This window comes from Bacteroidota bacterium, assembly GCA_018831055.1.
GTDB lineage: Bacteria > Bacteroidota > Bacteroidia > Bacteroidales > B18-G4 > M55B132.
In genome coordinates, this window is record JAHJRE010000083.1 from 1 (window position 1) to 16014 (window position 16014).

Here is a 16014-nt window from a genome sequence, read left to right on the forward strand (position 1 = left end):
ACTCCATGCAAATGGCATGCACCTTGGTCACATAATCTGCTATGGCCATAAGCTGAGGCATAGGGCCGAAGGGTTTGCCAAGGTAATCCATGTCGAGGCCGGCCACGATCACCCTTTTCCCTGCATCAGCAAGCTGATTGCATACCTGCGGAAGGGCATTATCGAAGAATTGGGCTTCATCAATGCCAACCACTTCATGCTCGCCTGCATAAAACATTATCTGGGAAGCATTTTCAACCGTGGTTGACCGGATGGAGGTCGCATCGTGAGAAACGATGCTTTCCGGATCGTAGCGGACATCGATCCTGGGTTTGAATATTTCAACGGTTTGCCTGGCTATTATGGCGCGGCGCAACCTGCGGATCAATTCTTCCGTCTTGCCGGAAAACATCGATCCGCAAATAACTTCAATCCAACCGCTGCGATGTGGCCCTTTTGTCTTTTCCAGGAACATGCGCCAGTGAGTTTAATCTTTTATATCTTTATTGCCGAAAATACAAAATTACGATTTCAATTCGTTTCTCAAGTTAAATGGCAATTATGCAAAAATTAGACCGTAAACTGACCGAGCTGCAGATTTCCCATCTTATGCAGAATATCCAGTACCGCCTGGAGATGATAAAAAAGCAGGAAGGCATCCCTTCCAATCTGGATCTCGACGGTTTGAAAGACAAAATAAGGGAACTGTACGATCAGGTAATCCAGCTTGAGGCTTCTTTCGCAACGGATGAACCGGATAAAAATCCTCCGGTAACTCCTGAAAAGCCGAAACCGGCTAAAGCAGCAGAACCTGTTCAGGTTGAAAAGGAAAAAAAGACGGAGGTAAGTGAAGTTAGGGAAGTTGTCTCTCCGCCAGAATCCACGGCGAATATTCCTGCCCAAAGAAAAATGGATGTGCTTGGTGAAAAGAAAACCATCCTGGCGGATAAGTTCCTTGAAGAAGACGACAAGACCGTGGCCGCCAGGATAAAGAAAAATCCTATCAACGACCTGAAAATGGCCATTGGCGTGAACGATAAGTTCCTGTTTATCAAAGAACTTTTCCAGGGCGATATGGATGCATATAATGCTGCCATCCGCAAGCTGAACTCATTTCAGATCCTGGACGAAGCAAGATATTTCCTTGGTGAACTCAGCCGGAACCATCAATGGAAAGACGATTCTGAATATTTTGCCAGATTAAAGGATCTGGTGGAGAGGAAATATTTATAAATGAAATGGCAGTTGTTATTAGCGGCATTGCTGTTTGTGCATGTTTTGTATTCGCAGGACAAGCCATATGCAACAAAGGTCATTGAGACCCTTGCTTCTTCTTCATTTCATGGCAGAGGATATTTTAAAAAAGGCGATCTGAAAGCGGCCCGATACATTCGCAGTCAGTTCAGGCATCATGGACTCCAATATTTCGGTGAAGATTATTTCCAGGAATTCCCCATGGCGATCAATGTCATTACCGGAAAAACCCGTCTGTGGATCAATAAGGAACTGCTTGCTCCGGGTACCGAATATCTTGTTGCAGCCTTCGTGCCTTCTGTAAACGAAGTATATTCTCCGGTTTTTCTGTTCAACGATTCGCTTTTTGACACCGAAAAAGATACACGGTTTGCCAATGAGGATCTCAGCGGGCACATCATTATAACGGATAAATATCATACAAACGTAAAGCGGAAAAATTATCTGAATAACCCTGTTCTGGTACTTAAAGAGGATAAAGAAAATCTTTGGTGGCATGTTTCCAATGCCCGTTCGCCATCATCCTTTTTTGTCGGGGAAGTCAAGCGGGGTGCAATTCCCGGGGATAGCATCAGCGAGGTTAAAATAAAAGTGAAGTCGAAGTTCATTCCTGATTATATATCCCAAAATGTAGCAGGCTATGTTCCAGGATCTGTCCAACCGGATACTATGATAGTTTTCACCGCCCATTATGATCATTTGGGATGTATGGGACGGGATGCCTGTTTCCCCGGAGCCAATGACAATGCAAGCGGGACAGCCATGATAATGGATCTGGCCCGTTATTATGCCGGGCTTGAAGACGCTCCGTATTATTCGATGGTCTTTATTGCTCTGGGTGGTGAGGAAGCCGGACTTGTCGGGGCGAGATATTGTGCTGACAATCCCCTTTTTGATTTGTCGAAGGTTAAATTCCTCGTTAACCTTGATATGGTCGGTACCGGCAGCGACGGGATTACCGTTGTCAATGGAGAGACCTTTAGATCAGCCTTTGATACCCTGCAGCAGATCAACACCCGTCATCAATACCTGAAACAGGTAAAGATCCGCGGTGAATCCTGTAACAGCGATCACTGTCCTTTCTATGAGAAAGGTGTTCCCTCCGTGTTTATTTATAGCATGGGAGATGGATATAACGAGTATCACACGGTTAACGATAAATCCCCGGGTTTGCCACTTTCCGGTTATAATAGCCTGTTCCGGCTATTGACCGATTTCGTACAATCTCTGGAAAAATTCAACCCCAAACACTGATCATGCCAAAATTGTTCATAGTCCCTACCCCGATCGGTAATCTTGAGGACATCAGCTCCCGTTCGCTACGAATTTTAGAAGAAGCTGCAATCATTTTTGCAGAAGACACACGTACGACAGGGATATTGCTGAACCATTACGGGATCAGTTCTCGTATGTACCCCTTTTATCAGAATAATGAGCATAAAGTCCTGGCAAAGGCCATCGAGCTGATCCTGTCTTCTGAAAGCGCCGCCCTGGTATCCGATGCCGGTACGCCGGGTATTTCCGATCCCGGTTTCCTGCTGATCCGGGAATGTCTTAAAAACGATATTGAGGTTGAATGTCTTCCCGGGCCAACGGCCTTGATCCCTGCCCTGGTGGAATCCGGTTTGCCTTCCGACCGTTTTTTCTTTGAAGGTTTTTTGCCTATGAAGAAAGGAAGAGTATCCAGGATTCAATGGTTGGCCGGATTGCCTGTTACCGTGATCCTTTATGAATCCCCGCACAAGCTGTTAAAAACACTTGAGCAGTTGGTGTTGGAGTTCGGACCCGACCGTCCCGCCTCCATATCCAGAGAACTCACCAAGATCCACCAGGAAACCCTGCGGGGGACCTTATCCGGTTTGCTGGCTATATTTTCGGCTAAAGCCATTCGTGGCGAGTTTGTGATTGTTATCGGAGGTAAATCCTGATCTTATTTTTCTCATTGTTTCCCATTTCATGTTCGTATCTGAACAACGCTGGATTGTTCCGAACACATTTTTGTTTTGATTTCACGGATTAATGCTTCTGTAAAACGCAGATAAACAAGGCTTAAAGCATTTTGGCACAAGGTTGGTAATGTTATTAGCACGAAGGTTAGACAAATAATTTAAATGATCAATAGCCATGAAAAAAGCAAGCATATATATCCTGATTAGTGTCTTCTTAACCGGCTCAGCTCTTTATGCCGGTAATGACGGAAAAGATAAGAAAGAGCGTCCTTCCGAACCTGCTGTGGAGATGACGCTTGAAAAGATCGCCGATAGGGTGAACAAAGATTTTATGAATTCCAGTGAGATTAAAGTAATCAACGCGGATAATTATGGGTTAGACAGTATCTTTCCGCAGGAAACCAGGAATATGATAAGCAGGGAACTTACATATCCTGAATTTGCCAGGGAAACGGAAATCCCGGCAGAGGTAAGGGTAAGTTTCACTTATGATGAAGACGGTTATATTCATATTCTTTCCACCAACACCGGTGATGAAAAGCTTCACGACTATCTCGTTACCAAACTGGAAAGCATAAAGTTGCAAAACGGAAATATCACCGTCGGTAAAGAGTACTACGCGAAATTCCATTTCAAGCTTCTGTAGTTTTATTTTTTATGTTAGTTAAACATTGGGTGCGAAAGCTCCGGCATTGCCGGGGCTTTTATTTTTATATTTGCCTGGTAATTAGAAGCAAGAGACATGTTCAATAGCCGGATACTTTTCAGGATATGCCTATAACTGATCGGGGCTTGACAGGATGTGTCTTACGGTTTAAATTACGGAATCCTCTTGTGTGGAATGGGGTTGTGAAAATCTAATATAAAACGTATGAAAAGATCTGAAAAAGGACTTCTGTTGACTCTGGTGTTTTTCTTCACACCGTTGCTTTATTCTTTCTCCCAGGAAATGGATTTTTTTGATCCGGCCTATCAATCGGCTGTCGGGTTTCAATTAAGCCCGGCCGATATGGCCATGCTGGAAGGGCTTCCTGTGCTCAGTCTGCCTGATGAATACAGGAACATGGATCTGCCTGCGGTTGTTGATAACTCGGAACATCCTTATTTACGCCCTATTTTCAGCCAAACGGTTTATCCCAATTGCATGCAATCGACCAGCATCGCATATAACTTTACTTATGAGATCAATCGCCTGCGCGGACTCCCTTCCGATGTTCCTGAAAACCAATACACAACCCATTTTTCATGGAATTTTTACAATGGAGGGGATGGATGGTACGGTGTAAATTATCTGCATACACTGGATGTTCTCAAAAAGTTCGGTAATCCTACATCAGAGGTATATGGAGGGTTTTACAACGGGGGAGGAGAGCGATGGATGTCGGGTTACGACAGTTATTACCTCGCTATGCAAAACCGGCTGGATGCGATGTACGCTATTCCTGTGGGTACCGAAGAGGGTATACTCACCCTGAAGCACTGGCTGCATCACCACATGGAAGGATCCGATGTCGGAGGAGTAGCAAGCTTCATCGCTTGCAGTCCCTGGACTCTGATGCACCTTCCTGAAGGTACCCCTGAAGAATATAAATATTTTATCCCCTTTTGGTGCGACATGGCCCTGCATGGGATGACTATCATCGGTTACAATGATTCCATCCGCTTTGATTACAACGGCGACGGCTCATACACCAATGACCTGGATATCAACCTTGACGGCGTTGTGAATGTACGTGACTGGGAAATCGGAGGGTTTAAATTTGCCAACAGTTACGATACAACCTGGGCCGACCAGGGATACAGTTATGTGATGTACAAGGCGATTGCTGATCCCATCAGCGATGGAGGAATATGGGGGAACGTGGTCCATGTGCTCTTCCCCAAGGAAATTTATAAACCGGAAATAACATACAAAATAGCTCTGAAACATAATTCAAGGGAGATGATCAAGGTCACCGCCGGCATCAGTCCGGATACCTCTCAATCCTATCCCACAGCCATCCTGGATTTTCCGATATTCAATTATCAGGGCGGGGATAAATACATGCAGGGAAGCGATACCCTGGAGGAAAACCAGATCATTGAATTTGGACTTGATGTAACCCCTTTGCTCAGCCATGTCATCCCCGGCCAGCCTGCCAGGTTTTTCCTGATGGTTGATGAACGCGATCCTTACAACAAGAGATCCGGTGAGATCCTTTCCTTTTCCCTGATGGACTATACCGGAGGATTGGCGGAAATACCCTGTGATCAGAGCAATATTCCGCTTCTGGATAATTTTACTACCAAGGTTTCACTTACCGCTTTGGTTCAGGTAGATGTGCCTAAGATACTAAACGATGAATTGTCCCCATATATACCCGGAGAACCATATGAGTCTGTGCTTGATGCAGCAGGTGGGACACCACCGTATAAGTGGGAGTTGCTCAGAAAGTATTCCTCAGGATACGGCTTGGCCGATTTTCCGGAAATGCCAGGGACCCAGCTTTATCCTGGTAATGGGCAGGATACGGTGTTTTCCTTTGCGCTGGGTTTCGACTTCCCTTTTTTCGGGCAGACTTACGACACCATCTTTGTTAATGCCTTTGGTTTCCTTTCTTTTGGTGAGGTAACCTACTGGCCCTATACCTGGAAACAAAAGGAGTTTTTCAGAAGCATACGCTGTATCTCTCCCTTTAAAAGCAAACAGGCTTTTGCCAATGAAGATGCCGGTGACGGACTTTGGGTCGAAGCCGGAACGGATGAGGCATTGTTTTATTGGGACCTCTCGGCCAGGGACAACCCATACAGCAGCGACCTTGTGTATGCCGTAAAAATAAAAGCCGACGGTACCATCATCTTTTATTACGATCGATTGGTAAACAAAGATTTTATGGAATGGACCGGTGGTATTTCCAACGGGGATAATCTGAACAGCCATTTTGTAGAATGGACGGATGCAAGGTTGATACCCGCCGGTTCAAGCGTGGTTTTCACTCCCGGTCATTACCCGGAAGAATATAGTATTTCTGAAGATGGGGTGCTCTCTTTTTATTCAACCCAGGAACAGAAAATCTTCGATGTTGATGTTTATGTTACGGATCAAAGTTATATAAACGATCACCGGAGACTTGTCTTCTCCGATGCCCTGCTCATAGACTTGATCGTCCACGGAGGGAACGATACAGTTATAGAATATGCTGAGAATTTAGTCTGTGATTTGAGAATAAAGAATTTATCAGCTTCTGCAATAAATGATCTTAGTTGTATCCTGCATCTGGGGGCTCCGTTTATTCAGGAAATCGATATGAATGAACAGGTTCCTTTGCTATCTGCGTATCAGGAAATGCTCATACCGGGTGCTTTCAAACTGAAGGTAAACCCGGATGTGCCTGACAAACATTCTATCGGATTCAACCTCGAAGCATCGGCGGCAGGGAAATCCTGGAGCCGGATGATAAACCGGAATATTAAATCACCCGCTTTGTATGCAGGCAGGGTAGAGGTTATTGATGGTGATAATGGTCGCCTTGACCCGGGAGAAACAGCTGAACTGGCAATTTTTGCATTTAACAAAGGACATGCTGTCACCGGTCCATTGTTTGTTACCCTCCAATCCGACGACGCTTATGTGCAGGTTACCGGAGCCATGGGAATGGAGGCTCAACCCATCCAACCGGGAACCAACCCTTCATTTTCTTTTGATATTGTTGCTTCCGACAATGCTCCCAACGGGCATTTCGCAAAATTCATACTATCCATTCAGGATCAAAGAGGAGTGACTACTGTTGATACAGTAAGTATAATGATTGGTAAAATGCCGGTTTTGGTGGTTGACCTTGATCCAAAAAATCTTTCGGGTCCGGCAGTAATATCTTTATTGCAATCCATGGGAATTCCCCATCAGTATACCATGGGATTTCTATCGGAAGGACTTGACAATTACCAGTCGGTTTTTCTTTTCCTGGGAAAGCATTTCGCCAATCATATTCTTACCTGGGAACAGGGAACCATCCTCGCTGCTTATCTAAATAACGGGGGACGACTTTACATGGAGGGCCGGGTGACCTGGCAGGATACATGGACTCCGGTGCACGGCATGTTCAGCCTTGGAATCGTAACCACCCCCGCTTTGTATGAAAATATTCTTGGTATCGACAGTACCTTTACGGAAGGATTTGGGTTTAAAAACAATGCTACTCCACCTTTCTCCTATTACTACCTGAATCCCTCACCACCGGCTTACACCATTTTTGAAAGTGAAGCTGAGGAATTTCCCTGTGGGGTTGCTTATGAAACACCAGTCTATAAAACCATTGCCACCATATTTGAATTTGGTGAACTTCAGGATGATACCAGCTCAACATCTGACCTGATGGCAAAAATCCTTGACTTCTTCGATATAGTTTTAACTACGGCAGATATTCAGGAACCGGGATATGATCCACTTGTCGGTAATCTTTCATGTTATCCCAATCCATTCAGGAATTCGACTTCAATATCTTTTTTACTTTCCAGGGACTCCCGGATTGATCTGGAGATCTTTACCCTGAGTGGACAAAAAGTTGCCGGATTGATCGAAGGGGAGTATCTAAGGAAAGGGGAACATAGTATTGAATGGGATTTTGGTTTGCAGGGAACCGGCCTTCCGGGAGGGATTTATTTTTACCGGCTTACTACAGGCCAGGAAGCTGTTACGGGGAAAATGATCCTGATGAGATAAATCCTCTTAGGCCTTTAAGGTCAAATATTAACTATTTTTGTAAATTGTTTTCCGGTTCAGGATATATGCTGGACATTAAATCCTTTTTACGATGAGAATTATTTTAACAGGTTTATTTTTAATCTTCCTGGGGTTCGGGATTCTTTTTGGGCAAAGCGAAGCAGAATATGTTCCCGGTGAACTTATCATACAGCTTAAAAAAGGAACTCTTATCGCCGATGTTGCTGAAAATAAAGGAATTATTCCCATCAGGCAATTATCGAAGCGTTTGAATATCTGGCTGGTTTCATTTGAACCCGGTAAGCGTTCAGATAAACTGGTTCTGGAGGAGATCATAGAAACTCCAGGCGTTCAGGCTGTCCAGTTCAATCACTATATTTCTCTGAGGGAAACAGAGCCGGATGATCCAAAGTTTTCCCAGCAGTGGGCTTTAAAAAATACGCAGCAGTCGGGAGGTATTGAAGATGCCGATATTGATGCAACGGATGCCTGGGATTTGGTTACCGGCGGGTTGACAGCCGCTGGAGACACGATAGTGATTGCTATCGTTGATGATGGTTTTGACATCAACCATGAGGATATTTTATTCTGGAAGAATTACCATGAGATACCCAACAACGGGATTGACGACGACGGAAACGGATATAAAGATGACTATCATGGATGGAATTCATACAATCACAGCGGTAATATAAGTTCAGCCGATCATGGGACACATGTGACCGGGATTGCAGGGGCAATCGGGAATAACGGGATAGGGGTCAGCGGCATCAACTGGGGGGTGAAGATACTTCCGGTTCAGGGTTCTTCAACTTTTGAAGCTCCTGTGGTAGAGGCCTATGGTTACATCTATGAGATCAGGGCAACCTATGATGAGACCAACGGTGAAAAGGGAGCCTTCATCGTGGCAACCAATGCGTCTTTTGGGGTAAACATGGGGCAACCGGAAGATTTTCCCATCTGGGGTGCGATGTATGATTCATTGGGTCAGCTTGGCATACTGAGTGCCGGCGCCACGGCAAATGCCAACTGGAATATCGATGTAGTCGGTGATATACCCACTGCCTTTCCCAGTGATTTCCTGATCACGGTAACGAATACCACACAATACGACCAAAAGAATTCAGGAGCGGGATATGGCTTACAGACCATCGACCTTGGAGCACCGGGAACCACGGTTATGTCGACCCGGCAGAGTAATAACTATGGCATGAAGACAGGCACCTCCATGTCCAGCCCTCATGTTGCCGGTGCGGTTGCATTGATATTCTCAGCAGCAGGGAACGGCTTCCTGGAAAATTATCAGGATAATCCTCAGGAGGTATCTTTACTGATCAAAGATTACATACTTGCCGGAGTGGATACTCTTTCAGGCCTGCAGGGAATTACCGTCAGCGGGGGCCGCCTGAATGTACATAAATCAGTACTGCTGATGATGAATCCTGCATTTGAGATTACTCCGGAGGAATTTGACTTCTCCTTGCAGCAGAATCATAAAGATAGCAGCGTTTTTACCATAAATAATATTAGCCCTTCTTTGATGCCATATGAAATCGATGCTGATGCATTGCCCGGATGGCTGGTAGTCGATACAGACGAAGGCAGTCTCCTTCCGGGAGAGGCCGACACGGTTAAAGTTATCGTTGATGCCACCGGACTAAATTCCGGAAACTATGTAGCGGATATTACCTTGTACAATCTGAAAGGGGAAGAATATTTTATTGAAGTGGCCCTGCAGGTGCTTCCGGTTTTTGTTGTGGAAGAATCCGTTAATGAAACTGCAAAGATTGTGTGTTTTCCGATTCCTTTTTCCGACCAATTGAGAATTCATGTTGGTGGACAAGCAGATCCGGATGAAGGGATATTTATCTACGACTTTACAGGAAGGCTGATTACTCAAGTAACAAAAAATAACCCGGCGGGTGAATATTCCTGGGATGTTACCGGTATTGGCGGTCGTAAGGTTAATCCGGGGATATATATCTGCAGGACAAAGTTACAGGGCAAGGCTGTATCCTGTAAAATCATTTATCAACCTTAAAGCTTAAGCAGCCAATGCATTGGATCCATCAGGGTCTTGGATTTCCAGAGCTCAAAATGCAATTCCGTTTTCCCTTCTTCCTGATTATGATGAATGGTACCTAACTCCTGCAGAGTTTGTACGGTTTGCCCTTTGCTTACAAAGACCTGGTCGAGGTTCAGGTAAACGGAAAGATATTCGCCATGGCGAATGATAACTCCGTTATGATAGCTGGGGATTGAGATAACCCTTGTGACAGTTCCGCTGAAGACCGCCCGGGCTTTTGACCCGGTGGAGGTGACGATATCGATCCCATTATTATTAACTTTTACCCTTTTCAATACAGGATGGTCGTGTTCACCGAAACTGGAAGATACAACACCTTTTTCGGTAGGCCAGGGTAATCGTCCGCGGTTTTGAGCAAAATCGTTGGACAGTTCCAGTTCGGCTGGTGTCAATGACATGCTTTCACGGGTTGTCATGTTTGCTTCCCGTTTCGCTTTTTCCTCGGCTAACCTGATCTCTTCTGCGATGATTTCCGTGATGGCCTTTTGCAGGTTTGCCGCTGCTTTTTCCTTGGCCTTCAATTGCTCCTTCAATTCTTTTTCTCTTTTTGAGAGGAGGTTCACCGTTTTGCTTTTCTGATCTTTCTCCTGAGCCAGTTTCTGCATCTCGGATTCCTGCTCGGCCAGCAGTTGCTCCTTTTGCCTTTTTTGATCTTCCATCTCCTGTGTTTTCAGCTCAAGGTCATGCTGGGTCTTTTTAATAAGCTCGGCCTGGGTTTTGCGGTGCGACCCGTATTGCTGGAAATACTTCAATCTCCGGTAAGCCTGGTTGAAATCTTCAGATGAGAAGATAAACATAAGGCGGTTGTAAACATTACGATTCTTATAGGCATAATAGATCATCCGTGCATATTCTTCCTTTAGTTGCTCAAGAGTGGATGTCAACTTACGGATACTGTCATTATTGGAATTGATTTTTTGCTCGTAATACCGGATTTCTTTATTAATGGCCGTAATGAGCTGTTCGCGTTTCCCAACCTGTTTTTCAAGCAATACCAATTCGTTCAGGGATGTCTTACGGGTCTGCCTCGTTTCATCCAGGAGTTCGTTATTGTAACGGATTTCCTCTTCAATCTGGGTTTTTTCCTGCTCAAGTTTTTTCCGGTCACGTGTTTGCCCTGACAATAAAAATGTAATCAGAATAAATCCTGACAGGAAAAAAATCTTCAGTTTACTATGTTTGGGAAGTCCGCAATTCATCGAAACGAAGCTAATGAATTCTTTCGAATTTTGCAGGAACACGGAAAGGGAAATTCAACGATTCATTCAGATTGATCCGGGAATAATTTACGAAGACCTCAATCTGTTCTTCTGCAGAAAGCTCAAACTTTAGCTTATAAGGGAAAAGTTGATTCTCCAGAGATTGGAAATCGCTGTAAAAAGCATCCAGTTTTTTGTTTTCTTTCTTGATCTCCTTGATCATGATCTGGGATATCTTAAACGTTTCGGGATTAAGCCAGATTGTTTGAATAAAAACCTTGGGATAGACTTCCTTCTCCTTAACATATTTTTTCAGTTTGCTTCTTTCCATGGTTGTCAGGCGGTATTGCCCACCATCCAGGGATGCCCTGAATTTGGTCTTATCATAAAACTGAAAATCGTTCCCGATGACGAATGATTGAAGTATATCGAAATCAATATTTGTTTCCAGGAATTGATTTACAAAGTCATAATCTCCTATGAAATAGGTATTGTCCAGACGGTTCATGAATTTTACGGAATCATTGGTAATCATAATCCTGGCCATTTCAATCCCCAATGCGGGGCTGAAGGAAACCCATATCACGCTGTCTTTTAATATCCTTATCTGTCCTTTGAACTCCGTTTTCTTTTTATTGTGGATATAGTCGATGGAGAACTTCGCGGAGAAAGACGTGAATTTCAATTCATTCTCGGAGAGTTGGGAAAAGAGGTAGTCCGGACCTTCTTCCTTAATGGGTTCTTTAAAAATATGTCTTCTGGTTGTGCAGGAACTAAGGGAAAGCAGGATCAGTATCAGGAAGAATAGTTTCCTGCAAAGCAAACATTGCATGTATTTGCCTGAGATGCTATTCATAAAGTTTTCCGTCCTGAATTTTTTTATCGATAAATTCGCTGGTTTCTCCGCCTGCATTCCTGGCTTTTTTCCAATATTTCATGGCTTCATGGGTTTCACCAAGTTTGTAAAGGATATCACCATAATGTTCCAGTACCACTGAGTTTTCCTCATTGTGATTTTTAATGGCCTTTCCTACCCATTCTTTGGCTTCTTCATAACGTTCCAGTTTATACAAAATCCATCCATAAGTATCCTGGTTCGATCCATTATCCGGATCAAGATCAATTGCTTTTTCTGCCATTTGGAGGGCTTTTTCCAGTTCCAGGTTTTCCAGCGACAGGTAATAGGCATAATTGTTCAGGACGATAGAGTTTTCAGGATTGATTTTCAGTGCTTTTTCGTATGATTGGAAAGCTTTTTCGTTATTATTTGTTTCGTGGTATGCATCGCCAAGGTATGAATGAAATTGAGCCAGAAGCAATTCATTGTCAATTATAAAACGTATACCTCTTTCAAGGGAGCTGATGGCTGCCGTAAAGTCTTTATCCTGGAAATTGGCTACAGCATTGAATAAATAAGGTAAAGGTTGTTGAGGGAAAAGGTCGGTAGCCCGCTTGCTTTCGAGTTTCATGGATGCATAATCCTGAAGTTCAGCTTCTGCAAAAAGCAGTTGCTCCCATACCAGGTATCGGCTGCTGTCGAGTGATATCACTTTTCTGAGGTCATCTCTTGCTTTGCTGAAATCTTTTGCCTGAAAAAACAAATCAGCCCGGATGGAATAAGCTTTAGGATTATCGGGATGGATTTCAATCAGGATATCGGAGAGCTCAAAAGCTTCCTCTTTCTTTTCATCGTAAAATTCTATGGCAGTATAATACGCAAGTAAAATATTCACCTTGGTGTCGATATCAAGTTCGGGATTGGAAAACCCTTGTTTTAGGTAGTTGTAGGATTTTTGGTAGTCTCCGGCTTTCCGGTAATAATCCGAGAGGGAAATATGGATATAAGGGTTGCCCGGATCCAGTTCAAGAACACGGTTGTACGATGGTAAAGCTTTTTCGTTTTGCCCTGAGGCCATGTATAATTCTGCCAGCATAGAATGGTATTGAGGCTCAGAAGGGAAAGCAATTACGAGTTTTTCAATTTCAGCTATGGCTTTTTCCTGATTGTTCTGAAGCAGGTAAACCTTATGTTTCTGAATAGATGTCTCCTCATTGAGACCGTATTTGTCCTCCACTTTCTGATATACATCTATTGCTTTATCATAATCACGGCTAAACAGATATGTCACTGCCAGATCATTGTAATATTCATACCTGTCGGGATACTTCGATAGAAGGTCTTCCATTACCGCAGCAGCTTCCGTGAATTGGGAGGTTTGCTTATACAGGCTTGCAAGATGTATCATGTACCATTCATTCATCGGGTCAGCATCGACTGCCTTATGGGCTTGTTCAATGGCAATTTCATACTGTTTTCGGGCAAGGTTTATCCTGGAAAGTTCATAATAGGATGCGCCATCGGCAGGGTTGGTTTCAATGCAGGTTTGGAAAAGCTTTTCTGCTTTGGCCACATCGCCCAGGATCATTTGCTTTTTTGCTTCAAGAAAAATCTGGGTATTATCCGTGCCCGTGTTGTTTTTTGTATTTCTTCCCTGACCCAGAATTCCTGAACTTGCCATTATGGCCAAAGCCAGTGACAATAATACAGATTTATAAAAAGATATTCTTTTGATTCTCATAAGTTATCTGATTTGATTGAAATCGCCGACACTTAAGTCTTCGGGATTTCTTTGGATATCAACGTGATGGCCGATCATAGAATTGTTTACAACCATGTTTTTCATTGAAGTGTGCTTCTGGACAACAGAGTTTTCAATAACACAATGATCTATGATTGAATTGTCGCCGATTGAAACATAAGGACCGATCACGGAATTAAGGAGTTTGGCATTTGGTCCGATATAACAAGGTTCAATAATGATGGAATCGTGTATTTCCACATTGCCGGCAATCAGTTTTTCATTCCTGTGGTATTCCAGGATGCGTTGATGCGTAAACACAGTGGCGTCTTTGTTCCCGCAGTCGAGCCATTCGGTGACAGTATCTGTTGAGAACCTTGTACCTTTGTGCATCATGTTTTGAAGGGCATCGGTGATGCCGAATTCTCCTCCGGTCTTAATGCCTTTGTCGATCAAATATTGAAGCTCATTTTTCAGATAGTCTCCATCCCGGAAGTAATAAATACCAATGATGGCCATGTCGGAAATAAACTGCCTGGGTTTTTCATGAAAAGCCGTGATATTCCCTTCCTGGTTGAGTTCTACTACCCCGAAGGACTCAGGATTATCTACTTTTTGCACCCAGATAATTCCATCCTTCGAGTCGTCCATCTCAAAATCAGCTTTGAACAGAGTATCTGCATAAGCAATAATGACCTTGCCTGACAGCATTTCATCAGCACATAATATGGCATGGGCGGTACCGAGAGGTTGATGCTGGTAGAAAATTTTTCCTTTTGCACCGGTACGGGCGGCAATACTTAAAAGCTCTTCTTCGGTTTCCCTCCCGAAATTACCGATGACAAATCCGATTTCATCGATTTTATCAGGGATAACCCCGGCAATTTCTTCAACAAGCCTTTGTACTATTGATTTACCTGCAAGGGATATCAGGGGTTTGGGGATGGTAAGCGTATGGGGTCTCATTCGTTTGCCCATACCTGCCATGGGAATGATGATTTTCATGAAATATTACAGTAAACAAAGATGATTTTAAGGGGTCAAAATTACTAATAAATTCATTAGGCAATTGTTAAGAATAGTTAAACGGAGAATAATAAAAAAAACGGGGCATTAGCCCCGTTTTATATGAAGTTATGACAAAGCAATGAATCAAAAGTTTTTTTCCATAGCAAGGTTTCCATTGCTGTCCCACATATACCAATTACCTTGTTTTTCGCCGTTTACGTAATATAATTCATAGGTCTTGTTACCGTTAGTATCCCACATGTACCAATATCCGTGCTTCTGATCGTTCTTGTAATTCGCTTCGGCTATTTTATTCTGGTTTTCATCCCATTGTATCCATGTACCGTCTTTCTTGCCGTTCTTGTAAACGCGTTGTTCCTTTAGTTTACCATTATCGTGGTAAAGGTACATGATCCCGTCGGGGATGCCTTTCTGGATATAGGCTTCACATTTGATTTTCCCGTTGTCAAAGTACTGGGTACATTGTCCTGTGAAGGGCTCGTCTCCGGTATAATACTTGCCGTCTTTCAAAACGACTTCCTGTCCGAAGACAAAACTTGCCATCATGGCGATCGTTACAGTTAAAATGAGCTTTTTCATAGCGCCCTCCCTTTCTTTTTAGTTTTCAAATACTTAGATTAATTTACTGTCAACTGTATCTCATTTAGGATAATATTAACTTAACACAAAATTAACATAAAATTAACATTAAAGCAATAGTTTGGGCAAAATATTTTATGAACAACCTATAAGTAGCTTTAGGTCAATCAAATAGACATATATAAATAAATCATTTCCGATGGTATGCGGGATTGCGGAAATGAGAATCGGGAATTTTGATTAGATAAAAAGAACCTCCTTAATTTAAAACTAATGAGATTCAATGATTTGAGATTTCCCTAAAGGTGAAGGAGGAATTATTGGAATGAGATTGGCTCAAGGAGTATTTCCAACTCGTTGGATTTATTTTTTTTGATCCTTACATTTTCAACAACAGTTTCCTTGTAAGAGATATAGCTAACCTTGATGGTATAATTACCCGGTTCTAAATTTGAGATGGAGAATTTTCCTTCAACATCTGTGCATACTTTCATGTCGAGGCCATCAATGAAAATATTGGCACAAACCAATTCCTCACCCGATAACTTGTCTGTCACTTTTCCTGTGATAACGGACCTGGATTCACCGGCATTTTCCGTGCTTTCAATACCTTCAGCAAATACAGTTCCTGAAGTGACAAAGATCAAGAGAAAAGAAA

The 16014-nt window shown here is 43.2% G+C and carries 13 protein-coding genes; 6 read left to right on the plus strand and 7 right to left on the minus strand.

Annotation, left to right across the window (positions count from 1 at the left end):
* A partial coding sequence (locus KKA81_04895) for a thymidine kinase (GenBank protein MBU2650252.1) occupies nucleotides 1-454 on the minus strand: 454 nt, incomplete at its 3' end.
* Between the two features lie 86 nt (nucleotides 455-540).
* On the opposite strand from KKA81_04895, the gene KKA81_04900 reads away from it, so the two are divergent.
* The 6 genes from KKA81_04900 (at nucleotide 541) to KKA81_04925 (ending at nucleotide 9925) form a co-directional block, all read left to right on the plus strand.
* Nucleotides 541-1212 carry a hypothetical protein gene (locus KKA81_04900; GenBank protein ID MBU2650253.1) on the plus strand — a complete coding sequence of 224 codons (672 nt, stop codon included), beginning with the start codon at nucleotides 541-543 and terminating at the stop codon, nucleotides 1210-1212.
* Nucleotides 1213-2487 (plus strand): M28 family peptidase, encoded by a 1275-nt coding sequence (locus KKA81_04905; GenBank protein ID MBU2650254.1) that lies wholly within the window; start codon nucleotides 1213-1215, stop codon nucleotides 2485-2487.
* Between the two features lie 2 nt (nucleotides 2488-2489).
* Entirely contained in the window at nucleotides 2490-3161 is a 672-nt protein-coding gene (gene rsmI, locus KKA81_04910) for a 16S rRNA (cytidine(1402)-2'-O)-methyltransferase (GenBank protein ID MBU2650255.1), read from the plus strand.
* 196 nt (nucleotides 3162-3357) lie between these two features.
* Complete coding sequence (locus KKA81_04915; protein ID MBU2650256.1) at nucleotides 3358-3828, plus strand: hypothetical protein; 471 nt, start codon at nucleotides 3358-3360, stop codon at nucleotides 3826-3828.
* A gap of 225 nt (nucleotides 3829-4053) precedes the next feature.
* Nucleotides 4054-7884 (plus strand): T9SS type A sorting domain-containing protein, encoded by a 3831-nt coding sequence (locus KKA81_04920; protein MBU2650257.1) that lies wholly within the window; start codon nucleotides 4054-4056, stop codon nucleotides 7882-7884.
* Nucleotides 7885-7975: 91 nt separating this feature from the next.
* Nucleotides 7976-9925, plus strand: a complete 1950-nt coding sequence (locus tag KKA81_04925; GenBank protein MBU2650258.1) for a S8 family serine peptidase — start codon at nucleotides 7976-7978, stop codon at nucleotides 9923-9925.
* Here the strand turns inward: KKA81_04925 and KKA81_04930 are convergent.
* The 6 genes from KKA81_04930 to KKA81_04955 all read right to left on the minus strand — a co-directional run.
* On the minus strand, nucleotides 9922-11169 hold the full coding sequence (locus tag KKA81_04930; protein MBU2650259.1) for a peptidoglycan DD-metalloendopeptidase family protein: 1248 nt from the start codon (nucleotides 11167-11169) through the stop codon (nucleotides 9922-9924). The genes KKA81_04925 and KKA81_04930 overlap by 4 nt on opposite strands.
* A gap of 10 nt (nucleotides 11170-11179) precedes the next feature.
* Complete coding sequence (locus KKA81_04935; protein MBU2650260.1) at nucleotides 11180-12025, minus strand: DUF4292 domain-containing protein; 846 nt, start codon at nucleotides 12023-12025, stop codon at nucleotides 11180-11182.
* Nucleotides 12018-13748, minus strand: coding sequence for a tetratricopeptide repeat protein (locus tag KKA81_04940; GenBank protein ID MBU2650261.1), 1731 nt, complete (start codon nucleotides 13746-13748; stop codon nucleotides 12018-12020). Before KKA81_04940 ends, KKA81_04935 begins: the two co-directional genes overlap by 8 nt.
* Nucleotides 13749-13751: 3 nt before the next feature.
* Entirely contained in the window at nucleotides 13752-14753 is a 1002-nt protein-coding gene (locus KKA81_04945; GenBank protein MBU2650262.1) for a nucleotidyltransferase, read from the minus strand.
* Between the two features lie 147 nt (nucleotides 14754-14900).
* Entirely contained in the window at nucleotides 14901-15356 is a 456-nt protein-coding gene (locus KKA81_04950; protein ID MBU2650263.1) for a toxin-antitoxin system YwqK family antitoxin, read from the minus strand.
* A gap of 317 nt (nucleotides 15357-15673) precedes the next feature.
* Nucleotides 15674-16014: carboxypeptidase-like regulatory domain-containing protein (locus KKA81_04955; protein MBU2650264.1), on the minus strand; the 341-nt coding region annotated here is incomplete at its 5' end.